We start from the raw sequence: 22,726 nt of genomic DNA, 5'->3' as shown, positions 1-22,726 counted from the left end.
AGAGATAGAACGTGGCAGTTTGGTTCATCACCGGCAGCTCACGAGGGCTCGGCCTGCACATCGCGCAGGCGGCGCTGAACCAGGGGCATCAGGTGGTCGCGACAGCCAGGCAACCGAAAGATGTCGAATCCGCGTTGGACGAGCACAATGATGCCCTGCTTGTCGTTCCGCTCGATGTGACCAGCGAGATCCAGGCACAGCGTGCCGCTGGGCAAGCCATCGACCGCTTCGGCCGAATCGATGTTCTGGTCAACAACGCGGGCCGGGGACTACTCGGGGCCGTTGAGGAAGCAACCGACCTCGAGGTCCGCGAGCTGTTCCAGACCAACGTCTTCGGCCTGCTCTCCGTAACCAGAGCGGTGCTGCCGATCATGCGCGGGCAGCGTAGCGGCCACGTACTGAACATCAGCTCGGTCGGCGGTTTCACGGGGGCGCCGGGGTGGGGTGTCTACAACGGCACCAAGTTCGCTGTCGAGGGCATCAGCGAAGCGATGCGGGCCGAGTTGGCCCCCTTGGGAATTCAGGTAACCATCATCGAGCCCGGCGTGTTTCGGACGAACTTCCTCGATGGTTCGTCCCTGAGGTCCGCAGGGCCGATCGCTGATTACACGCAGACAGTAGGCGCGACCCGCGACTGGGCCGCGGCGACCAACCACAACCAACCCGGCGATCCGGCCAAAGCGGCTCAGCTGATCGTCGAAATCACCGACCAGAGCGCCCCGCCGCTGCGGTTGCAGCTCGGTGCGGACTGCGTCGCCCGCGTCGAAGCAAAGCTCGACAACATGGCCGCGGAACTGGCTGCCCAGCGCGATATCGCGATGTCGACCGGGTTCGCGAGTTAAAAACTCGTCGACATCAGGGAATCACATGACAAGTGACTCCCCGCGTGACGTGAGTCCGAACCGCATCACGCTCAAATTGTCAGTATGGGACTGATATTATTTCCGAGGGGAAATTCAATGGCTAGCAAACGTCGCATTCTGGTTATCGGCGGCGGCATCGGCGGTCTGACCGCCGGTGTGGCATTGGGAAGAAAAGATATCGATGTCACTGTCGTCGAAATAAAGCCGGACAACACGGTAGCCGGAGTCGGCATCAACATTCCGGGGAACGCACTACGCGCGTTGCGGCGACTCGATCTGCTCGACGACACCGTGAACCACGGATACACCTTCGATCGGGTCGACTTCCACGACAGTGCGTCGGTGCACTTGGCCACGGTGGCGTCCAAGCTCGGTATCGACGGTGTGCCCGCCAACTGCGCGATCCAGCGCCGGGATCTCGCCCAGCTGCTGGAGAAGGCATGCGTCGACTCAGGCGTCGACATTCGATACGGCACGACGGTCGAGACTGTCACCCCCGCCGCGACCGGAGTACATGTGAGGCTCACCGATGGGACCTCGGACACCTTCGATCTCGTGGTGGCGTTCGACGGAATCCGCTCGGCGCAGCGCAAGCGGATCTTCGGCGTCGAGCCGGTGCACACCGGTTACTCGGTCTGGCGCGTGGCCCTGCCCCGACACACCGCGGTCACCAGCAACATGTACTTCCAGGGCATGGGCACCAAAGCGGGACTTTTCCCGCTGAACGAGAAGACCATGTACCTGCTGCACGTGACCCCGGAGCCCGGCAATCCGCGGCACGATCCGGAGCAGTTCTACGAGCTCCTACAGACGCGGCTCGATGGATACACCGGCCTCGTCGGAGACTTGGCGGCCGGCCTCGTGCCGACCGACGACATCGTCTACGCACCGATCGAGGAGGTCTTCCTCGGCGGCACGTGGTACCGCGACGGCGTGCTGGTCTTGGGCGACGCCGCGCACGCCATGGCACCACACCGAACCCAGGGTGCCGCGATGGCGATCGAGGACGCGGTCGCACTAGGCGAGATACTGAGCCGCCCCGGCGCAGTGGCCGAGCTGGTAGACGAGTTCCAGGAACGCCGATTCGGCCGGTGCAAAATGATTCAGGACGCGTCCAAGAATATTCTTCTTTCAGAAATGAACACCACGGACCAGGATTCGCTGGACCGGCAGATCGAATTCTTGAAGAACGATCTCGTCCGGGTAGCACACCAGGTCGACGATGAGCTCAACACGGCGTTCTAGACAACACCGACATATTCGAGAGGTTGAGCACTGTGTTCGATGTCGATTTCGACGCGCATGTTCGAAAAATGATGGAATGGCACTTCAGCGAGGACACCGGGTCGGCGTTCTGGCTGGGCAAACGCGCTGTGCTCGGGTTCGATCCGATCGAAGACATCCACAGTGGCGATGATCTGCTGCGTTTCCCGGATGTCAGCGGCGAGCTGCGGACCGTGGCAGCCACCGATCTCATCCCCCGAGGCGCCGGCCCCGACCAGGTGTTCCGGGTGTACGAATCGGGCGGAACGACCGGCGCGCCCAAACGCATCATCGATGGCGGATACCGGTCGCGCATGGCTGTGTGGGCGTGGTCTCGGCTTCGGGCCCATGGAGTGCAGGATTCGGCGAACTGGCTGCACCTTGGACCGGCGGGCCCACATGTGGTCGCCTTCGACACCGCGGGTTACGCGGCACTGGGCGGTGGCATGCTGTACACCATCGATCTTGATCCCCGCTGGGTCAAAAAGCTCATCGCCGAAGGTCGCCACTCCGACGCGGACGACTACATAGAACATCTGCTCGACCAAGCCTACGAGGTGTTGAGCACCCAGCCGATCAGCGTGCTCAACACGACGCCTCCGCTGCTGGAAGCCATCTGCGCGAGACCGGAGCTCCTGGCGTTGGTCGCGGCCAAGATCGAGACAATCGTCTGGGCCGGAACATCTTTCAGCGCGGAGAGCCTGCGCCAGGCCGAAGAGGTCTTCTTTCCCGGTATCCGAATCGTCGGGATCTACGGCAACAGCCTGATGGGGGTCGCCCCGCAGCGACCGAGACAGCCTGGCGACGAGCACCGCTGTGTGTTCGAGCCGTTCCACGAGACGACCCGGCTCGATCTGGTGGCCGTGGATGGACAGCCGGTCGACTACGGCAGTCGTGGCCGGGTACGGATGCACCTGGTCAGCGAGGAGATGTTCCTGCCGAATGTGTTGGAACGCGACACCGCGACCCGGGTCGAGCCCGTCGCCGGCGGACCGGATGGACTCGCCGACGTCCGCCCCATCCGCACGATCGATGACGTCGACGTGGTGGAAGGGGTGTACTGAAATGGCCGTGCCGACAATCGAACCCGTCATCCATGGTCGCTCGGCGATCAGCTCGGACCGATCGCCGCTCATCGATGTGTACGGCCAGCAGCTGGCCGATGTCGGCGTGCTTCCCCGGCTCGGGGTGCAAGCCGCAGTAGACCAGCTGCGTCGAGCTGCCGACGGGCAGCGCTGCGATCCGGCGATCTTCGCGCGAGCGGCACGGCTGTTCGCGGAGGCGGAGCTCGATGGGCAATCTGTCGAGCAGTACGTCAGCCAAGTCGTGCGCGGTACCGGTCTTCCCGCTGCCACGGTCCAGCGCGCGATCGTCGATATGGTGGCCGAATTGGCGGCGCTGCCGCGCATCACCGAGTCCGAACTACCTGCACCCCTCGCCACACCGGGCCACCGCACCCGGTGGGTGCCTGCGGGCGGTGTTTTCGCGGCGATCATGGCGAGCAACCATCCGCTGCCCCACTCGACCTGGGTGCAAGCGCTTTTCGTCGGTTACAGCGTGGCGGTCCGCCCAGGCAGCCGCGACCCCTTCACCCCGGGCAGGCTGATCGCGGCGCTGCTCGCCGCCGGGCTGCCCGCCGAGAAGGTGGCGCTGCTGCCGTGCACCCAGGCAGTGGGCTCGTTCCTGCTCCGCAGTGTCGACCGCGGGATCATCTACGGCGATGACGCCGCAGTGCGGGATTGGCGGGACCGCCGCCACGTCACCACGCGGGGACCGGGCCGCTCCCGAGCATTGCTGGATTGTCCGCTCACCGAAACGATCCTCGACCATCTGGTCACCTCGGCCGCCTACGACGGTGGCACCCGGTGTACCAATTTGTCCGCCGTGCTGACGAGCGGTCCCGTCGCGGAAACAGCCGACCGGCTCGCTGCTCGGCTGGCGCAACTGCCGGTGCGACCGGCCATGGACCCGACCGCACAGTTGCTGGTGGTCGGCCGTGAACGCGCCGATGCGATGAAACGCCTGATCGCGAAACTCGTCACCGAACTCGGTGACCACAGCACGCCGCATTACGGCGGTGATTTCATGGTCGATCTCGGCGACGGTTCCTTCCTGCCACGCCCGATTGTCCTGTCCGCCGAAGCCGCAGACCATGCCGCGGTGGGAATGGAGCTGGGCTTCCCCTTCGTCGTAGTGGCCCCGTGGACCGAACCAGACGGCGTGCGCTCGCTGAGCCCGGCCCTCGTGCTCAATCTGTTGACCGACAACGACGATATCCGGGAGCGCGCGATCGCGGACCCCGGAATTCGCAAGATCACGTGCGGGACGGCATTGCCATGGGAACTGATCCCTGGAATTCCGCACGACGGGAACTACTCCCAATTCCTCCTCGAGCCCAAGGGCATCATCGCGGCCTGACCGCACCTAGATCAGATAGATGGATTTCCGCATGAACCGACAGACCGTGCAGCTGGGACCGACCGTCCGAATGCTGCTCGCCTGCGACGGCTCGACCACAGTCTTGCTCGAAGCCCTTACTGGTGAAACTCTGTTCGTCCGGGTCGACGCCCAGGGCGAGACGTCACCCGAATTCCTCTCGGACACAATCCGGAACGCATTGGCACTCGACACCGACGCACCCGTGCTTGAACGCCGATCCTGCCTGGTAACCAGCGAAGACGAAGTGGTCAGCGTCAACCACCTCGTCACCGACAACATCACCCGGCGCCGGATGGGCAGCCCCGACACCTCGATCCCCTTCGGCATGCAGCTACGTCAACAGCGAATTCCGCAGTATCGCGCGCAAGTGTCCAGCGGATTGGCGCCGTGGCGGGGAAGCGACGAACCGACCCTGTCGGCATTCAAGTCCTACATCATCCACGATGCCGACGGTGGCCGCACCTACGTGCACGAACACTTCAATCCACGACTGGTCCAACTCGGCGACGACGCGGCGCTACGGGCACTGCCCGCCGGACTTGTCCACGAGGGGCTGCCGATCCGAATACCGTTGCCTTCGTAAGGCCGTTTCCGCGTCCGGTCACACTCACGTCGAGGAGATGTAGCCGGTCAGGATGCGCTCGTGACCACGCACAAGGCCAGATCCGGAAGTCTTGCGGATCTGGCCTTGTGTTCGGAGCAGAACAGGACTCGACCGGCCGAGAAAGCGCCCGTGATTGTTATGCGGCCTGCGGGATCGGCTGCCGGGGTCGCCCGTGGGCGAACCGGCGCATGATCGGTAGGTCGACCCACTTATAGATGGCAGCCGCGGCTAGTAGGGACAGCGCGAAGCAGAGTGCGGTGCATCCGAGCCAGCCGAGGAGTCCGAACTGTCGTCCGCCGATGACCAGTCGGCTGACCAAGACCATGACAGGGAATTGGATCAGGTAGAACGCGTAGGAGACGTTGCCGAGCCACACCATCGGCCGGGATGCGGTGAACCCGGTGATGCCCTGCAGATCCCGAACAGCGACCGTGGCGATCAGGGCGCACATAGGGCCGACCACCAGGGCCGACATTTTGAAGGTCACCGGCACCACATACGTGGCGGCGTAGGTGATCGCGACCGCGACCAGTGGCAGCGTCAGCCGGGTATTGCGCCACTGCCCCTCGATCACCATGCGTGCTGCGATCATGCCGACGAAGAACTCGGGCAGCCGCGAGAGCGGGAAGTTGTAGCTGAACCAGTACGACCGCACGACCGGGATGTCTTGTTGACGGAACCACGCCTGCGAGGCATGCAGATCAGTCGACGGGGACACATCGCCGGGGACAAGGCGCGGGACGAACGGGTTGGCAGTGCTGGAGGGACCGTCGAGACCGAAGTGGTAAGCGATGTTCATCAGGATGATGAATGCCAGCAAACCGATGACCCAGTGCAGCAAGCGCTCGATGCGAATACGTCGCACCAACGGCAGGACCAGCGGGAAACTCAGATAGAACAGCAGGTCTGCGGCCAGCGACCACGACGGGACGTTGAGCCCGCCCACCGTCGTCCATTTCGGAAGCCAGGTGTGAATCAGCAGCACATTCGGCACCCAGACCACGGCGCGGCTCAACGGCACAGCGGCCACCACGATCATCATCGCGGCGGCGACCAGATGGCTGGGGTAGAGCTTGAGTATGCGGCGGCGCAGGAAGGCCACCGTGGTGGTGCCGGGCCGGAAGGACCAGTAAATGATGAAGCCCGACAGCACGAAGAAGAACGTGACAGCGGTTGCGCCGAACTGCATCGGCAGGAAGTTCCGATGGATTGTGCGGAACAACTCCGACTTCTGGAACGGGTAGGTAGGTAAGAACACCAGCGCGTGCAGCACGAAAACCGCCGAGGCCGCCCACCATCGCGCCCCGGTCAGGCCGGGCAGATTCCCGCCCGGCCGAACCGTACTCGACGAGCCGGCGGCAGCGGAAACCGTGGGTGAAAGCGCCGAGGTGCTCGGCGCTTCCGTGTCCGATGTCGTCACTTGGAGATCCAGTCACGCAGCGCGGCCGCCATGACCGCGTCGCCCTTCGCGGTGGGGTGCAAAGGCATTCCGAGGAAGTCGGCGCGGGGATCGAACACCCCGTTGACCCACGGATCCTGCGAACACAGGCCATGTCCCGCGGTGATCGGCTTGGCGTTGAAGAACTCCAGTTTCAGGATCTCGGCCGCCTCGCGCTGCGCTCGGTCGAGCCGGTCCATGTACTCCACCACGGCCGCACCACGGTCCTGGACGAAGGCACCCACGCCGAGAATGTTGACGCACAACTTCTGTGTTTGCGCGGGGACCAGTTCCGGATAGCCGACCAGCACGATCCGTGCCTGCGGCGCGTAATAGCGAATGTAGTCGATCACGGTCCGAATGCGGTCGGCGTACTCTTTCCCGGTCACGGCCCGGTAGTCGGGGCTACGACCCTGCTCGGCGGCTTCGAGACCACAGCCGTCGGTCAGGTTGAGGATGCACGGATCCATCGCGGTCCACAGCATGGTCTTGTTCGTGCCCCAGGTGTCGTTCATACCCAGCTGAATCGCCACCACTTTGGTGTTCGGACCGAACGCCCCCGCCTTGTCGGCCAGACGCGCCTCGTGTATCAGGTTGTAGGCGGTCTGGCTCTGGATCGAGGCACCCGAGCACGAGACGTCCATGAATTCCGGTGTCCCGTGGATCCCCATCAGCTGGCTCAGCTGGGTCGGCCATGCCGACGGACCGCGACGGCACTCCTTCTCATCACCATTGAGCCGAACGCCGTTGGCGGTGTAGGAATCGCCGATCACTACAAGCGACTTGCCAGCGGCCGGTGGCTTCTCCGGTTCCGCGGAGGCAACCGCCGCGCTACCGCCGAGCAGCGCGACGGTGACGGCCGAAAGAATGACATGAAAAAGCCTGGTCGTCCGCACAGAGCCGCGGACATTTACACCGAACTGCATAAAAACTCGCACACCAATCTTCTCGGTCAGTAACCGGGATGCGGCTCGAAACCAGGGTCCGGCAGTGTCGGCGGGGCGGGCTTCTCCGCGGGCGCTGTCTGCTTGGGTTGTTCCTGAGGCACAGTCTGCTTGGGTGGCTCCACAACCGCGGGCGTCGTCGGCACCGGGCTCGGCACCTCGACCTCGCTGCTCGGCGGGCTCACCGGAGGCGGCACCGGCACCGAGCTCGACTCGGGGGCCGCGCTCGTCACGGGCGGAGCGACAACTGTGGTGGACGTCTTTGCAGGTTCCCCGCCATCCGAGTCGCTACACGCGGTCACACTCGACAAACCGATCACGGCAAGGGAGAGAACTGACAGAACAACAGGAGATCTACTCACAAACATCCTTCATCATCGAAATAGCCTCGTAGACAGCCATGCTGAACCAGAAGAGTTGGCATCAAGTCCGGATCGGGCAACAGCCTCGAATTGGCATGCCGACTCTAGCCGAAGATGTCGCTGTGTGCGACCGGCACCATCGACGGCGTGCTCGACCTCGACCAGAGCGTCATATCATGGCGCGCAGCGGCCCGCGGCTCGACACCCATCGCGGTCAGTGCAGTCGAGTGATACGGAGTGCCGGGGGTGTGGATGGCGTGCTGCGGGCCGAACGTGGGCGTCGCGCCAGAAACGCTGCAGGCCGTTGTGCCGTCGTGCCGCGTTACCGCCCGAGCGTGCGAATATCTCGTCGACCGCTGCCACCGCCCGCCACGCGCGACGACTCTGGTTACGCCGCACCAGCGAACGGTCTTCGAAAGCGATCGGCCGACCGGCGTCGGCCAGGTCGTAGTGGCGGCTGACGCCCGTCCAGCAGCTGGGTGCGTGAGGCCGCGATCTCGGCGGCCACCTCGGAGATCGCATACAGGACGTACGGGTCATCCTTGATTTCCGTGCCCATCGCCGTCACCCGCTCGCGCTGGTAGGCCAGGTGCGCGGCGAGCGCGCCCTCGGCGGTACCGACGACCGCGGCGGTGACGCCGAGCGGGAACATCGCCCAGAACGGCAGTTTGTAGACGGTGTCGGTGCGCCCGGCTCGTTCCGCGGCGAACTCGCCGGTCGTGATCTCTTCGGAACTCCAGCGCCCGGTCAGGAGGTAGCCGCCGTCGGTCGGTGTGGCCACGCCCTGCGCCGCATACGGCGAGGCGATCCAGGTGTCGGGATTCTCGCCCCACACCTCGTTCTGCCTCCTGCGGTCCATCAGCGCCATCTCCCACGGGTGTACGCCACCCACCCCGCACACCCAGCCGGTCGAACCGCAGCGCTGTGCCACCGCCATGACCGCCTCGGCGAAATCGCGCGGGTGTGCGGCGTAGCCACCGAAGTCCGTGGGTTGCAGCAGCCGCATAGCGCAGGTCGGGACACGGAAGTAGCACGCACGTCGCTATGACCAGAGGTTCCACGGAGCGGCAGGCCGGGACCCCGGCAAGGGAATCGCCCGGGTCGGGATCCGCGAGTTCCAGGAATCCCGCACCCGAATCGCGAGTGAGCCACTTCACGCCGAACAGTCTTGCTACATACCCCCAGGGGGTATAAATTCGCGGTGTCGAACGAACACGACCGGAGAGGCCAGGGCGATGACCGCACAGGCGGACACCCCGATCACCACGGCGCACACGGATATCGCACCGCCGATGCCGGGCACGATCGTGGACTGCCGGATGGAGATCACCGACCCCGAACCGCCTGACCACCCACGCCCACTCGCCGATTTTCCCGACAGGAGCCCGACATGTCCCGATGCCGTTGTCCCAGCACCCGCGATCCCCCCAACTCATTCCAAGGATGTGTTCCCGATGCGCTCCATGCCCATGATCGCCACACTGTTCAGCCATCGTGACTACCTTCGACTGTTCACCGCCCAGGTGTCCGCTCTGTTCGGCACCGGGCTGACTACCGTCGCACTCGGGCTGCTCGCCTACGAGCTCGCCGGAGCCGACGCAGGCGCCGTCCTAGGCACCGCACTGACCATCAAGATGCTCGTCTACGTGACGATCGCGCCGATCGTGGCGGCCTATGCCGACCGACTCCCCCGCAGGCTTTTCCTGGTGGCGCTCAACGTGATTCGCGCCGCCATAGTGCTGGCACTGCCGTTCATCGACCAGGTGTGGCAGATCTACATACTGATCGCGGTGCTGCAAACCGCCTCGGCCGCCTTCACCCCCACCTACCAGGCGATCATCCCCGACATCTTGCCCGACGAGCGTGAATACACCCGAGCGCTGTCGGCCGCACAACTGGCCGCCACGATGGAAACGCTGCTGAGCCCGATGCTCGCCGCTGCGGCACTCGCCGTGATGAGCTTCCACTGGCTATTCGTCGGCACCGCGATCGGATTCGCCATCTCGGCCGCCTTGGTGATCACCACCCGTATTCCGGACGCGACCACCGCCACGCAGGGCTCCTTCCGCGAACGGATCACGGTGGGCATGCGAATCTTCGTCGCGACACCACGCCTGCGCGGCCTGCTCGGACTGAACCTCGTGGTCGCTGCCGCCGGATCGGTGATCATGGTCAACACCGTCAACTACGTCCGCGACACCCTCGGCGGCACGCAGTCCGGCGTGGCGATGCTCCTGGCCGCCAACGGATTCGGCACCATGATCATCGCACTCTCGCTGCCCCGGATCCTCGATCGAGTCGGTGCCCGGCCGGTGATGTTCGCGGGAGCGGCCACGCTGATTACCGGACTCGGCTCGGCCATCGCGCTGTCCACCGCCGATGTCGGCGACTGGCGATGGGGTGCCGCGATCGCGGTGTGGGCCCTGACCGGTTCGGGCACCGCGGCAGTGCTGACGCCGACCGGGCAGGTCCTGCGGCGATCGTCGCAACCCGCCGACCGCCCCGCGCTCTTCGCGGCGCAGTTCTCGCTGTCACACCTCGCCTGGTTGATCACCTATTTGATCGCCGGATGGCTGACCACCGCCGCCGGATTCACCACCACCTGGATCACGCTCGCGGTATTCGCGGGAGCGGGAATCACTGTGGCACTGCGGATGTGGCCACGTCACGACCCTGCGGAGCTGACTCATCTGCATGAAGTCGACACCACCATCGCCCCGGCCAGGCTGCTCGGCGCCGATCGCGTCGACGAACGCCACTACCGACACACCCACATCTTCGTCATCGACGCCGAACACCGCCGCTGGCCGACACCGCCGCGGCGGCACCTGGAAACTGCCGCAGCGGCCTAACGATCGACACTGCATGTGGCGAGATACGCAGCGGGCATACTGTTTTCGGGTGCCCGCTGCGCCTGGTCGTCCGACCGTCTCAATGTTCCTCCGGCCAGCAGAAAACTGGCCATGGAGGGCGCCGGTTGGTTGCGAACGGCGCGACCACTCTCGCTACCCACACTGTCCAGTGGCACGTGCGGACAAACGGTGGTCGATCGACGCCACCGCCGACGAGTCACAGAATGTTCGGCGAGTGCCTCGCGAAACCGGGCGACTTCGAGCACAATCGAGCGATGCTGGGGAGGGCGAGCGCAGTCGGCACACGGGCACGCACCAAGGCGGGCGCGCTGCGCGCTCGGATAGGCAAGCGCAGCAAAGTAATCGGCCGGCGAGCCGGCCGGACCGGGCTGTTTCCCGCCGTCGTCTTCGCGCTCGGCTTCGGCCTCGTCGTCGCCATCGTGTCCAACGGATTCCTGCGCTGGATCACGCCCACCAGCGCGGATGCGGCCGCCCCGATCGACATCACCCGAGTCTCGTTGACCATTGTCGCCGGCGTGGGCGGCATCGTCGCTCTGGTCATCGCCTACCGCCGCCAACGTGACATCGAGCAGAGCCGGTTTGTGGAACGCTTCGGCGCGGCCGCCGCACAACTCGGCGCCTCGGATGTCGCGGTCCGCATCGCCGGGGTGTATGCCATGGCAGGCGCCGCCGACGAATCCGATGGCCTGCGTCGACAGCAATGTATCGACGTCCTCTGCGGCTACCTACGCCTGCCCTACGACCCCGACCACGGCCGCAGTGGCCGGACCAAACTCGTGACCACCATCCCCCGGGTCGACAGCGGACAAGACCGCGGCGAAACCGAAGAACACCTCGAGTACCGACAGAACGACCGCGAAGTCCGCCAAACCATCGTCCGGGTCATCGCAGGCCATCTCCAGCCGGAAGCCGAATACTGCTGGTCGACAAGTAATTTCGACTTTCGCACCGCCCACTTCGAAGAGGCTGCGTTCGACGCAGCGACCTTCTCCGGCCGCACCTGGTTCGATAAGGCCACTTTCGACGGCCGCACCTGGTTCGATAAGGCGACCTTCGACGGCCCCACCGGGTTCGACGGGGCGACCTTCAACGGCGGCGCCGCGTTCGGTGGAGTGTCCTTCCATGGCCGCACCGGGTTCAGCGAGGCGATATTCAACGACAACGCCGAGTTCCACACAGCGACGTTCGATGGCGAGGCCGTGTTCTACCGAGCGACGTTCAACGGCCACGCCAAGTTCCCCAAGGCGACATTCACCGAGGCCGCCGGGTTCTACAGAGCAAGGTTCAACGGCCACGCCCGGTTCCACAGCGCTTCTTTCAATGGCGGCACCGTATTCCACGGAGCCACGTTCAACGGCCACGCGGGGTTCGACGAAACGACGTTCGACGAGGCCGCCGACTTCGGCAAGGCGATGTTCAACGGCCCCGCAGGGTTCGGCGGAGTGGCATTCTCCGGTCCGACCACGTTTTCGAATACCGACTTCGGTTCCGAGCGGATTACCTTCGACGCCCCCCAACGGTGGGGGCCACCTGCGCCAGAATTCGACTGGGATCAGCAGGTGGCGGAGAAGCCGATGAATATCGAGCCGCAGGACTGGCCGCCGGCGGCAACACCGGCGCAAGGCCGCTGAGCTCAGCATTTCTATCGCAGGGCGACCTTGCTAGCAAAGTCCAGTTATAGGTCCGATCGCTGCTCGGGTGGTGGCGTGCAGCAGTGGCTCACACACGCCGAAGACGTGCGTGAGCGCCCAGTCCACCAGAGGAGCCATCGGCCAGCCGGCGTTCAAGCCGGCGGACGGCCTGCTCGCGAATCCGACCAGGGGCTGACGATTCGGGGACGCAGTACAGCCCGAAGTGGATGACGCAGAAGCGGAAGGCGATGCATGTCAACGGATGCCACGCATGGCCTGGGTCCTATTGATCTGGGTACCAGTCGTCCCAAGGGGACTCGTATCGCAGGTAGTCGTCGAGCGGCGACACTCGAAGGTCGCGCCAAGAGGCCGGGTTGCGCGAATCCAAATGAGGCGGCTGCGAGCTAGACAGATATATGGCACCGATGACGGGATCTGGTGGCGTGGCACTAGGCGCGGATGCTCTGGCGGGCTGCGGCGGATCCGCGTAAACAGCCGCGTACGGGTTGTTGTCACCCGGCAGAATGGGAGCGTAGACGCCCCGATCCTCGAAGTCTTCGAACGGCCAGAAAGCTTGCGACGTCTCGTTTTCCAGGTCTTCTCGCCTGGGCCCGTTGTCCGACCCGTCGTCCATCACCCAGCTGGCCTGGTTCTGATCAACGAGCAGCGCAGGCTCACTCCGCGAGATCGGATCTGATGGATCGGCGGCCGGGACCGGTTCGGAACCTTGCGGCCTCGGCGGCCTTCCACGTTGCGCTGGGTCCTGACTCGACGACGGAGCATCCTGCTGTTGAACGGCCGTAGCAGCGGATGTCGCAGGAGAGCTGGATTCCGGCTCGTCGTGGTCATCGGCTGCCTGTCCAGGAATGGCCTGCATGCCCGGTTCAGCTCGGAGTTCGTCAACAGTGGCACGCATCAGGTCGCTGGCATCGGCCATGGCGTGCTTATGTAACTCAACGATGCGATCGGCCAAGTGTTGCGGGTCAAGATGCATTCCGAATTCGTTGAGCCGGACCGCATACAGAGCACCATTCGCGCCGACTTCGACCGTCACCGAGCGATCACCCCACGAGGAAATCCCACGAATGCGTGTCAATGCCTCCTGCAGCCGATCTAAGTGCGCCCGCCCCTCATCCCCCATACCACACCTCGCCTCTCCCCAAGGGAGCATAGCGGGTTATCGACTACTAAGCGATCAACCTGACGACCGAGAATCGGTGTGCCCGCCAGGTTTTGGCAACTTGAGTTCGCGGCGACAGCGCTGGCCACACTGACTGGCTCGACAAAGGCGCGGCCCCATCCGGGTCCAGTACCGGCTCGGTGAAGTCGCGATCAACCAGGTCCACACGACGTTGCGCGCCGATCCTGCCCATTCGACGGGCACGGGCCACTTCTCTCCGGTTGCCACCAGCGCCAGGTTCACTCCGAAGCCGAGGACATATCGCCATTTCGGGACCGCGATCCGCACCCGTCGGCCGTGCTGGCTACTTCCCGGTCATTTTTTCTTGCAGCGCCCACATGAGCAGCTCCGGGCGATCCAGCAGGTCAACAGGATTCGGCATTTCGGCAGACTTCTTGTGAGCCCGTTGCTGTTCGGCGCGATTGCGCTGTCGCTTCCATTCCTGCGCGGCAAGCTCGCGAGATGCCTGTTGTGCGGCCTTGTCTATTCGCTCGAACTGATCCCGTATGTGCTTGACCGCCGACTCGTGCTGACCAGCGATATGTTCAAGCCTGACAATCGAATTCAATCTTCTGCCTCCTGCTGGCCGGTTACGCCCTCGACGCTCGGCGTCAGAGTCAACCTAGGATCTGGGCGCTGCTCCTTATCGCCGCCGGAGCGAGGCGGAACAATTGGCGGTAAGCCCATCAGCGAACTTTGAACCGACTGGGGAACGCTCGCCGGCGCGGTGGATGTCGCGGCCCCGGCGGTTTGGGTGCCCGTGGGAGCGGGGTCGATGGTGACCGGAGCTTTCGTCGGGTCGGCGGCCTTGGTCGGGTCCGCAGCCTCGGCGGGATCGGCCGCCGGGTCCGCGGCTTTGGTCGGGTCCGCGGCGTTGGTGGGGTCGGCAGCGCTAGTCGGGTCCGCGGCGCTGGTCGGGTCCGCGGCGTTGGTCGGGTCCGCGGCGTTGGTCGGGTCCGCGGCGCTGGTCGGGTCCGCGGCGTTGGTGGGGTCGGCAGCGCTGGTCGGGTCCGCGCTGTTGGTGGGGTCGGCGTTCTGGTCGATCAGTTTGTCGACCGAGTCGAGCACCTTCGCGATGCCTTCGCCACCCGCCTTGATAGCTTCGCCAGGAGCCTTGATGATGTCGTCGAGATCATCATCGAGCGTGCCGATGGCCGTGATCAGGTCGGGAAGGCTGCCGGTGATCTTGCTTGCCGCAGTAATGACGTTGGCGATATCGCCGGGTCGCCACTCTCCAGCTTTGCCCATATCGGTGCTTGTGGGATCAGTGGCCTCGGACGGATCAGTCGCCTTCGACGGATCAGTCACCTCAGAAGGATCAGTCGCCTTCGACGGATCAGTCACCTCAGAAGGATCAGTCGCCTTCAGCTGACTTGCGACTGTCTGCAGCGACTCTGCGACCGCATTGTGAGATGCACTGTTCAAGCTCGAGACCGCCAGGACCTTGTTCTCGACATCCGGTTTGAACACAGAATTGAGCCACTGCGTTGCGTACTCCTGAGGATCAAGCGACATCGTTACCGCCACCAGCGGGGTATTCGGGAAGGATGGACCGCAACATGGCTGCCGCCTGCTCGGTACTGGCCCCGCCGAAGCCGTTCTTGGCGTAGTCGATGAGCTGGCCGATCTGCTGAGCGGAGAGACCCGCGACTGTATCGGTCAAATCTTGCTGGATAGTTGCCGCCTTCTCCGATACGACGCGTTCGAGGGTGTCAGCGGCGGCGGCGACCGTTTTCGCCGTTGCCGACAGCGTTGCCGTATCAGTGGCCATGCGTTCACTCAGCTTCGACTGCGCCAGCGTCGCCGCCGCAGAGCCCGCAGAATCACTCCATAGAGCATGCAATTGGGGGAGCTTCGCCTGCTGATCTACGGCTTGTTCGGTAAGCGTTGCCGACAGCTCGTCGCTCAGTGTCGCGGCATACGTCCGAAGTGCTGCCACGCTCATGCCCTTCTGCTGCTGGTACTCATCGATCAGCGAGTCCGGGCTCATTCCGTTCGGATCACTACCCGTCCAGTCCCGATACAGCGACATGAGCTGGCCGAAGGATTGCAGCTTGCTGAGCCCCTCAGCCAGGACTTGGTCGACATCGCTGCTGCCCTGGCTAGTGAGCGCGCGCATTAACCGGCTCCGCCGACAGCGTTGATATCGGCAGCCGTGGTCCCGTCCACACCGGTGATCGCGGTGGTGCTCAGCGCCAAACTACTGGCGGTCTGCTCGACGGCTACCGCCCAACTCGAGACCTGCTGACCAATAACTTCCATCGCCGCCTGAATCTGCTTTCCGTACGCCTGGTAGTCCCGGCCCGCTTGCGCGGGAGCGAACTCCGCAGCAGCGCTGGTCAATCGCCCCGCACTGCCGGAAAGCAACTGACTCGACTGGGTTTGCGCACCAGCCAGTAGCCGAATGCCTTCGGCGTTCATCTCCACGACAATCCCCTCCCACAGGTTCTGATGCTCAGATCGACTCGCAACATCGAGTCGTGTTGAGGCAAGCCCTGTCGACATCCTGGCATCGACGGTGATGACCAAGTCATGTCGGGCTCGATGGTCCCCATCCGGTCCCCCTGCCTCCGAGATCTGTTGCGTCACTGATCTTTGACGCCGCAGGCTCCGGATCGGTTCCATCGATCTCGAAAACGTTTCTGATCCGCCGATAGGCCAGCGGCATCAGGCCCGGGGTGGGCAAGAACCGGACAGCAGTATGTGCGGGCATCGACGGGCATGGTTGCCTCAGTCTCGCGCCACCGCCTGGAAGGGGCGAAGTACGCTGCTGCATCGCGAGATCCACGACTTGCCTGGAAGTGCGTGAATGTGTTCGCGGTTGCCGCCGCGGCTATGCCGGTGAATTTCGACGTCGGCTATCGGCGAACTATGGCGTCGGTCGGCGAGACCTGAGATCGGTTCGTATCGGCAAAAGTGAGGTCGCGGACCGCGAGTATCTCACCAACTGGGCGCGTCTGTTGACCGCGCTCTGATGCCGACGAGTGTGCATCGGCCGCGGATTCGGACCTCGAACACGTGGTGTTGGTGTCATGAGCGGGGACGTGGAGCGGATAGTGTGCCAACCAGCCAAAAGTTCCTAGTCGTTGCCGTCGCGATAGGAGGAAACCCGTCATGGGAGTTCGTAGTCGTGCACTAGGTGGGGTGTTGGTAACGGTGATGGTGTGCGCGGGGCTGTGGTGTGGCGGGGGGACAGCTGCCGCGCAAGATATCGACTGGCATAGCGACAGCACGCTGCAGTGCGCCAAGATGCACTGGGCGGAGATCAAGAAGGTCGTGGACCCCTTGCTGCCGACCGCGCCGCTGATCCTGTCGTCTGATCAACAAGCCAAACTGAATTCGCTGTTGAACAGTGCCAAGGTCATGCCATCGGAACCGAGCGATGATTGGCTCCGAGCGCTCCCCGACGCTGTTCCCCAGGAGCTTCTCGACCAGATTGCCGGAGAGATCATTCGATCCTGTCTCGCAGAGTCCTAGCCGCATCAACGAACCACACAGCCGTCTGGGCCATTAGTCCCGCCCCGGAGTGGGCGGGACTACCGCTGTCGGTACCCGAAGAAGTCCGCCGGGCGCGCAGTTCGACGCGACCTCGGGGCGGTTGTCACGCAAGATCACGACGTCAGATTTCGCCGAGGCAACCTCGTGGCCGCACTTGGGCCGGGCGTGAGCAGCACGGCCAGGCCTGGACCGGCGGCGGGCACGTTCAGGCCGCGTGCTCGCAATCGGCACGATGGTGGCACAGTGAACCAGAGGCGTGCACGAGCGAGGAGACAAACCATGAGCGGCCGTACCCCCAGTCAGTGGGAGGAGCTCACTGCGGCTGACCCTGCGCATTCGACGTGGTACGTGGAGCGGTTCCGGACAATGACGGCCGAGGGCACGGATATCGTCGGGGAGGCGCGGCTGGTCGACGCGATGCTCGACCGCAATAGCCGAGTCCTGGACGCGGGGTGCGGTCCAGGACGTGTGGGTGGCTATTTGCACCGAGCTGGTCACGTCGTGGTGGGCGTCGACGTCGACCCGGTGTTGATCGCTGCGGCGGAGCAGGACTATCCCGGTCCGACGTGGATAGTCGGTGATCTCGCCGAACTGGACTTGCCGGGCCGTGGGATCGCCGGCGATTTCGATGTCATCGTGTGCGCGGGAAACGTGATGACATTTCTGGCGCCGTCCACTCGGGAGTCCGTGCTGGCCAGGTTCGCCCGTCACCTCGCCTCAGCCGGTCGGGTGGTTGTGGGGTTCGGCGCCGATCGTGGCTACGAGTTCCCGCAGTTCCTGGCCGACGCCGAGGACGCCGGACTCACAATGGATTTGCGGCTTTCGACGTGGGACCTACGCCCATTCACCGACAAGTCCGACTTCCTGGTGGCCGTGTTCTCGCGCGCGGATTGAAGCATGCCCAGCCCCAGGGGATCCCGAACCCGACTGGGCTCTATCCGTTCCTCTGCAGCACCGAACACCCGCTATGGTCGCTGCCCACGGTGATCGAACCGGCCGCCGGGAGCCTGTTTCCCCGGCCCGTGTTCGGCGAGGCTCGGCGACACGCTCGGTTTCGATGTCGATGTCGATGTCGATTTACGTTCTACGACAGGGGCTTACGGCCAGGAGTTGGTGGCCGACGTCCGGTCCGATCTCCGGCATTTGGCCCCGGATCTGCTGCGCTGGCACCTGCCGAGGGTTGCTCCAGATGGTTTGCTCCGGCCGGGATTGACGATCACGCTCGCTCGTTACCCTCGTGACAGAGCCGGTTTCGTGCATCTAGTGGTCCGCACCCCGCCGGCTTGGGCGGATTCGCGGCAGCGGGTCGGCCTCGCGCTGTGGGATGGACCCGGTACCGCAACCGGCTTGCATCCGCATCCCCGGCCGGACCGGCGTTTCCGGATGGACCTGCACCGTCACCTCTGGGATGCACGCAGGGCCGAGGAGCTGGGCGTACGGTGTGGAGCCGAACCGGGCGCCGACCGGTCGGCGCTGGACCAGGCTCTGCTCGAGATAGTGCCGCGGGATCGCGGCTACGCCGTTGATCGCTGGGGCGCCGAGGCGCGAATCCTGCTCGATTCCGAAGGGCCGCAGGAGAATACGTTTCTTGTGCGGTTGGGTGCCCGGCAACGGGTGATTGCCGAACTGGGGCCTGCTAGCTTGCGGATCGCGACGACATATCCGGCCGGAGCTGTCTCCGCGCTTCCGGTATTGCCCGACGCCGCGACCTGGCAACCACCCGACCTGGAACTGCTTCGCACCGGCGCGATCACCGAGCCGTGTCGCCGCACCGTCGTGGGCCTGTTCTGCCGGGCCCCTTCGAGAAGCGAACGCAATAACGATTACGTTCCGGACAGACCACCGACGTGGGCGCGAGTCATCGAAATCGGCTAGCTGATCACGCGGGGTCGAGGATCTTGAATGCGTGAAAGTGCCGATTATCGTGCGATTGATCTGCCGTGGTCTCCGAACGGTCTACGGCGTTGGAACCAGACAATTGGTGACTCCCGAGTAGGAGTAGGACCAGGAGGAACTCGAATTTTGACAGACCCATTTATTTGACAGACACGCGTGAGGCCGGTCTGCTCATCAGGCGGATAGCCAACAGAGCAATCCAAATTCCTCCGGCAATGATCCCAATTCGTTCAATAAGCCCTGTTGGTCCCCCGTCTGACAATTTGGCACTGAGAACGAAGGCGACATAAGAGGCGGCGACCAGCAGACCAGTGGCAACCGAATACCAGGACCAGCTACGCCCTTCGAGCTCCTCATCGTGCCGTGCCAGCACGAAGCAAGCCGCAATCAGCGAAGTGAACTGAAGCAGACCGAAGAGACTATGAATGGCGCCGTGAATGGTTAGCGCGCTCGACGCTCCTGGTGGGTAACCTAGCGACGGGTCGGGAAGGATAGGCCCGATGGCGACGAAGGTGAGGCCATAGATGCCGAGCAGGATGGGCCCCCAGGTGGAACCGCGTCCTGTACGCAGACGCAGCCTCATCCCGATGGCAAAAGCGAGCAGGAGCGCTCCGGTGACGATGTAGTTGGTGATTTGCATCCACCCACCAGGCCCCAGTTCGAGGTTGCTGTCGGGGACTATCCAGGCGTTGTAGCCAGGGCGTATGGCCCCAAGGATGAGAACGACAACAATGTTGAGCAGCGGAGCAATGACACCGCAAGCGAGCAGCAGTCTCATCGCCGCTGACTGCCCTCCGGCACTTTGTGCTGAGGTATCCATATGATTTTCTCCTTTGCCGCAAGAATACGGCTGTTACGATCGCGTGTTTCTTTATGAGCATTTCGACGGACCCGCTGCAATCAGCCGCCTACGAGCTCGCCATTGTCGTTCCGGCCTCTGCGGTGTGGCATTCGCCGCGTCGGGGAAGGCAGTGAGGGAGAGTAGGCATCCGGGAGGTATTCGGCGAGGCCGCCACTGCGGTTGATCAACATTCGGATCGTGATCGGCGCGCCGCGTTCGCCGGGAACCGGGCGTGGCAGGTATCGACTGATCGAGGTTTCGAGCCCGATCTCACCACCGTCGACCCGCCGCGCCACGGCGTCGGCGGTGAACGTCTTGGTGATGCTGCAGACACGGTGTCGCATATCGTCGATGGCGGGGCAGCCGGTGGCGACTGCGGCTGCGCCACACAAGATCCAGTCACCATCACACACCTCGGCGAACAGCTCCGGGGCATGCCCGCGCGAGGAACGCCTCCAGGGCGGTCTGTAGCTTCGCAGGGCCGAGAGTGTCTGGCACGACACGTGTCCTCTCGTCGTCGATCGGGGTGAGGGTTCGAGTTGCGTTCGGCTCGCCGACCGCACCCGAGGTGAACACCACTATCGACCGATCGGTCACCCCAGAGATTGGAAAAATGTTCCCCAGGCCCGGTACCGATCCAGGGCAATGGCAGGCAGATTGTCCGCGTGCAGCGCCCCGGGTGTGCGGGCCGCGAAGATCGACACATCCCGGCACAGATGAGCCTGATCGGTGTACCCACACACCGCCGCGACGTCGGCGGCGGGCCGGCCCGCCAGCAGACCGTTGACCGCGCACCGGAATCGGACCAGCATCGCCGCCCGCTTGGGTGTCAGACCGATCTGGGATTCGAACCGCGCCCACAGCCGTTTACGGCTCCATCCGAGGGATTCGGCGAGCTCGCCGACCTTCACCTGGCCACCGGAGGCGAGTAGGCGATGCCAGGCGGCGATCACCTCGGGGTCCGGCGTCCGCATCGGCCTGTCACACTGTGCCAGAAACGATTTCGTCAGTGCGAACCGTTCCTCCCAGGTCCCGGCGTCCGCGAGTTGCTCCCGTAGTCGCCGAACCTCGGATCCCCACAGCTCCTCCAACGGGACAACGCCACGGCCCAGATCGGTTGCGGCAATACCCAACAGGGAGTGCGCCCGGATCGGCGATAAGCGAACCTCCACGCACTCGACCTGCCCGCTACGAACGCGCATGGCCGCCATGGGAAGTCCCACGATGAAACCGCCCAATGCCTGCCGACCACCCACGTCGTCGACAATCAGTTCGCGACCCCCGAATTCGATCACCACGGCGACCGCCGTCGTCGCGGCAACCCGCAAGTCCAGCCCAGCGCCACCCACATCGCGGTATCCGATAATTGCGGCACCCAAAGGCGCGGCAGCGGACGAACCCGCGAAATCCCAACCCACACCAGGCCCGCAGCCGATATCCGCAACTCCCACCCCGTCCAGGCTACGGAAACGTGAAACCGTTGCGCAGCACCCACACGCAACAGTGCGATGGTAGTCGGGCACGTTCAGAGGAGGGTTATCCACGACGAGTTCGCAGAGCGTCGACGAATCAGTGGCCACGCGTGCGGTGGCGTTGCTGCGTCCGGAACCTCCGTCGATCTTCGCCGCCACGCCCGTTCGGGTGAGCTGGCGGGACACGCCGTCGATCTACCTCCGAGGGCAGCAGGATCGAACCATCGCGAGCCCACTGCCGGACCGCTTCGCCGCGCTGCTCTCGTACGGAGACATGGGACACCAGCCACTTTCCCTACCTCAGCCGACCAGCCGCCGTGGCGGATCTCATCCTGCGGCAGCGAACGCGCGCGGCCGGCTGAGCGCTGGCCACTTGACCGGCAACGCCGGACGGTATCGGACCCGGAGTGCTGGCCAGAGGCCGCATCGGTTGGCCTGTATCTGGATTGTTGCCGGTGGCGGCCGGTTGCCCGACGCTGGAACTATATGCAGCTGCGGGCGGCCGGTACCGGCCCATTGTCGTTCAGCGTGGGGCAAGTCGTCCATCCATAGCTCCACCGGGATGGACCTGTGGCCGGTCATGGGTGCCGGCCGCGTTCACCGATCGAAGCCGCGAAAAACACCGTCGTCGTCGACGCTGCCGGCGTAATCCTCGAAGTCCACGTTGGCGAGCGAGAAGTTGACCTCGACCTCGGCCATCGCGATCGGCGCGATCCGAAACACCGGGTCGCCGTCCCCTCGGGCATCCTCGTCGCTGGTATCGACCGCCAGCAGTGGATGCTCGGGGTCGGTCATCGTGGTGGCGTCGGCGAGGAACACATAGGTCTGGCCGTCGACCAGATCAGCCAGGTCGGCGGGAGTCAGCCCGTCGAAGGCCACGTCGTCGACGGGTGTCAGCTCTGTCATCATGTCTTCGTCGTACGACGCGATGACCGCCGCGAGGGTTTGGGCCCACGCCGTGTCGTCGGTGAAGTCCGTACGCACCAGCAGTGATTCGCCCTCGGGCAGAGACCGTGCCATACGCCCAATTGTGCACTACGGCAGCCGAACACCACGCACAACCAACATCACAACGTCAAAATTCGCCGATACGAAAACCCTCAGATCCGAGGCGCCGTCGACTTCTACCGGTGGGCGACCGTCACAGATCGCCGAGAGAACCCCGCAGAGCATCGTTGGCGCCGACGCGAAAGGATCGCGCGGATTCCTCTGGAGGGTGGGCAATGGCGATCAGCTACGAACAAGCACGAGAAGTCGTGCGCGCCAACTACGAACCGAACTGGCCAGAGGGGACCTGCATTTTTCATCTGCACATCGGTAAAGATCTGAATTGCCACCCAGAGCGACCTGGTGACAGGTCTTAACCGCGGTAAAGAAGCAAGCTGCCGCGGACTTCAGGGGCGGCCGCCCCTCCTGGAACCA

Annotated in this window: 23 protein-coding genes and 1 pseudogene; 10 read left to right on the top strand and 14 right to left on the bottom strand. The window is 64.2% G+C overall.

The features are described from left to right. Positions 1 to 11: 11 nt before the first annotated feature. The 5 genes from AB0M74_RS05940 to AB0M74_RS05920 all read left to right on the top strand — a co-directional run bounded on the left by AB0M74_RS05940 (position 12) and on the right by AB0M74_RS05920 (position 5,148). Positions 12 to 842 (top strand): oxidoreductase, encoded by an 831-nt coding sequence (locus AB0M74_RS05940; protein ID WP_364902150.1) that lies wholly within the window; start codon positions 12 to 14, stop codon positions 840 to 842. Between the two features lie 117 nt (positions 843 to 959). Then, a complete protein-coding gene (locus AB0M74_RS05935; RefSeq protein ID WP_364902148.1) occupies positions 960 to 2,108 on the top strand; it encodes an FAD-dependent monooxygenase in 1,149 nt (382 codons plus the stop codon). 23 nt (positions 2,109 to 2,131) lie between these two features. Beyond that, positions 2,132 to 3,190, top strand: a complete 1,059-nt coding sequence (locus AB0M74_RS05930; RefSeq protein ID WP_364902146.1) for a phenazine antibiotic biosynthesis protein — start codon at positions 2,132 to 2,134, stop codon at positions 3,188 to 3,190. A gap of 1 nt (position 3,191) precedes the next feature. Next, a complete protein-coding gene (locus tag AB0M74_RS05925) occupies positions 3,192 to 4,544 on the top strand; it encodes an aldehyde dehydrogenase family protein (RefSeq protein WP_364902144.1) in 1,353 nt (450 codons plus the stop codon). 31 nt (positions 4,545 to 4,575) lie between these two features. Continuing rightward, positions 4,576 to 5,148, top strand: a complete 573-nt coding sequence (locus AB0M74_RS05920; protein ID WP_364902143.1) for a hypothetical protein — start codon at positions 4,576 to 4,578, stop codon at positions 5,146 to 5,148. A gap of 157 nt (positions 5,149 to 5,305) precedes the next feature. Here AB0M74_RS05920 and AB0M74_RS05915 read toward each other — a convergent pair whose 3' ends face one another. The 5 genes and pseudogenes from AB0M74_RS05915 to AB0M74_RS05895 form a co-directional block, all read right to left on the bottom strand. Continuing rightward, complete coding sequence (locus tag AB0M74_RS05915; protein ID WP_364902142.1) at positions 5,306 to 6,589, bottom strand: acyltransferase; 1,284 nt, start codon at positions 6,587 to 6,589, stop codon at positions 5,306 to 5,308. After that, the gene (locus AB0M74_RS05910) at positions 6,586 to 7,533 is read right to left on the bottom strand and encodes an SGNH/GDSL hydrolase family protein (protein ID WP_364902139.1); all 948 of its coding nucleotides are present in this window, start codon (positions 7,531 to 7,533) and stop codon (positions 6,586 to 6,588) included. The genes AB0M74_RS05915 and AB0M74_RS05910 overlap by 4 nt, the downstream gene beginning before the upstream one ends. Positions 7,534 to 7,559: 26 nt before the next feature. After that, the gene (locus AB0M74_RS05905) at positions 7,560 to 7,784 is read right to left on the bottom strand and encodes a hypothetical protein (RefSeq protein WP_364902137.1); all 225 of its coding nucleotides are present in this window, start codon (positions 7,782 to 7,784) and stop codon (positions 7,560 to 7,562) included. Positions 7,785 to 8,243: 459 nt separating this feature from the next. Continuing rightward, a pseudogene (locus AB0M74_RS05900) lies at positions 8,244 to 8,315 on the bottom strand (hypothetical protein); the annotation flags it as partial. Then, positions 8,302 to 8,919 carry a hypothetical protein gene (locus AB0M74_RS05895; RefSeq protein WP_364902135.1) on the bottom strand — a complete coding sequence of 206 codons (618 nt, stop codon included), beginning with the start codon at positions 8,917 to 8,919 and terminating at the stop codon, positions 8,302 to 8,304. The pseudogene AB0M74_RS05900 and the gene AB0M74_RS05895, both read right to left, overlap by 14 nt. Before the next feature lie 463 nt (positions 8,920 to 9,382). Between AB0M74_RS05895 and AB0M74_RS05890 the strand changes: the two genes are divergently transcribed. Both AB0M74_RS05890 and AB0M74_RS05885 read left to right on the top strand, forming a co-directional pair. After that, positions 9,383 to 10,765, top strand: coding sequence for an MFS transporter (locus tag AB0M74_RS05890; protein ID WP_364902681.1), 1,383 nt, complete (start codon positions 9,383 to 9,385; stop codon positions 10,763 to 10,765). A 275-nt stretch (positions 10,766 to 11,040) separates the two neighbouring features. Next, entirely contained in the window at positions 11,041 to 12,417 is a 1,377-nt protein-coding gene (locus tag AB0M74_RS05885; RefSeq protein ID WP_364902133.1) for a pentapeptide repeat-containing protein, read from the top strand. 283 nt (positions 12,418 to 12,700) lie between these two features. Here the strand turns inward: AB0M74_RS05885 and AB0M74_RS05880 are convergent, their stop codons facing one another. The 5 genes from AB0M74_RS05880 to AB0M74_RS05860 form a co-directional block, all read right to left on the bottom strand. Continuing rightward, a complete protein-coding gene (locus AB0M74_RS05880; RefSeq protein WP_364902131.1) occupies positions 12,701 to 13,558 on the bottom strand; it encodes a YbaB/EbfC family nucleoid-associated protein in 858 nt (285 codons plus the stop codon). A gap of 343 nt (positions 13,559 to 13,901) precedes the next feature. Continuing rightward, positions 13,902 to 14,165, bottom strand: a complete 264-nt coding sequence (locus tag AB0M74_RS05875) for a hypothetical protein (RefSeq protein ID WP_364902129.1) — start codon at positions 14,163 to 14,165, stop codon at positions 13,902 to 13,904. Beyond that, positions 14,162 to 14,905: a hypothetical protein gene (locus tag AB0M74_RS05870; protein ID WP_364902127.1), complete on the bottom strand. Its 744-nt coding sequence runs from the start codon at positions 14,903 to 14,905 to the stop codon at positions 14,162 to 14,164. Before AB0M74_RS05870 ends, AB0M74_RS05875 begins: the two co-directional genes overlap by 4 nt. 196 nt (positions 14,906 to 15,101) lie before the next feature. Then, positions 15,102 to 15,716, bottom strand: coding sequence for a hypothetical protein (locus AB0M74_RS05865; RefSeq protein WP_364902126.1), 615 nt, complete (start codon positions 15,714 to 15,716; stop codon positions 15,102 to 15,104). After that, positions 15,716 to 16,018 (bottom strand): hypothetical protein, encoded by a 303-nt coding sequence (locus AB0M74_RS05860; RefSeq protein WP_364902124.1) that lies wholly within the window; start codon positions 16,016 to 16,018, stop codon positions 15,716 to 15,718. Before AB0M74_RS05860 ends, AB0M74_RS05865 begins: the two co-directional genes overlap by 1 nt. 723 nt (positions 16,019 to 16,741) lie before the next feature. Here AB0M74_RS05860 and AB0M74_RS05855 point away from each other — a divergent pair. The 3 genes from AB0M74_RS05855 to AB0M74_RS05845 all read left to right on the top strand — a co-directional run bounded on the left by AB0M74_RS05855 (position 16,742) and on the right by AB0M74_RS05845 (position 18,970). Beyond that, the gene (locus tag AB0M74_RS05855) at positions 16,742 to 17,074 is read left to right on the top strand and encodes a hypothetical protein (RefSeq protein WP_364902122.1); all 333 of its coding nucleotides are present in this window, start codon (positions 16,742 to 16,744) and stop codon (positions 17,072 to 17,074) included. Between the two features lie 300 nt (positions 17,075 to 17,374). After that, complete coding sequence (locus AB0M74_RS05850; protein ID WP_364902120.1) at positions 17,375 to 17,989, top strand: class I SAM-dependent methyltransferase; 615 nt, start codon at positions 17,375 to 17,377, stop codon at positions 17,987 to 17,989. 360 nt (positions 17,990 to 18,349) lie between these two features. Then, positions 18,350 to 18,970, top strand: coding sequence for a hypothetical protein (locus tag AB0M74_RS05845; protein ID WP_364902118.1), 621 nt, complete (start codon positions 18,350 to 18,352; stop codon positions 18,968 to 18,970). 160 nt (positions 18,971 to 19,130) lie between these two features. Here the strand turns inward: AB0M74_RS05845 and AB0M74_RS05840 are convergent, their stop codons facing one another. The 4 genes from AB0M74_RS05840 to AB0M74_RS05825 all read right to left on the bottom strand — a co-directional run bounded on the left by AB0M74_RS05840 (position 19,131) and on the right by AB0M74_RS05825 (position 22,324). Beyond that, positions 19,131 to 19,811, bottom strand: a complete 681-nt coding sequence (locus AB0M74_RS05840) for a DUF998 domain-containing protein (RefSeq protein WP_364902116.1) — start codon at positions 19,809 to 19,811, stop codon at positions 19,131 to 19,133. An 80-nt stretch (positions 19,812 to 19,891) separates the two neighbouring features. Beyond that, positions 19,892 to 20,245 carry a serine hydrolase domain-containing protein gene (locus tag AB0M74_RS05835; RefSeq protein WP_364902114.1) on the bottom strand — a complete coding sequence of 118 codons (354 nt, stop codon included), beginning with the start codon at positions 20,243 to 20,245 and terminating at the stop codon, positions 19,892 to 19,894. 180 nt (positions 20,246 to 20,425) lie between these two features. Next, positions 20,426 to 21,283 (bottom strand): helix-turn-helix domain-containing protein, encoded by an 858-nt coding sequence (locus AB0M74_RS05830; RefSeq protein ID WP_364902112.1) that lies wholly within the window; start codon positions 21,281 to 21,283, stop codon positions 20,426 to 20,428. A gap of 618 nt (positions 21,284 to 21,901) precedes the next feature. Then, on the bottom strand, positions 21,902 to 22,324 hold the full coding sequence (locus AB0M74_RS05825; protein WP_364902110.1) for a hypothetical protein: 423 nt from the start codon (positions 22,322 to 22,324) through the stop codon (positions 21,902 to 21,904). Positions 22,325 to 22,726 lie beyond the last annotated feature (402 nt).

Origin of the sequence: Nocardia sp. NPDC051463, assembly GCF_040681975.1 — a bacterium.
Classification (GTDB): domain Bacteria; phylum Actinomycetota; class Actinomycetes; order Mycobacteriales; family Mycobacteriaceae; genus Nocardia.
Note: the sequence above shows the minus strand (reverse complement) of the source record. Positions and strands in the feature narration are given on the sequence as shown.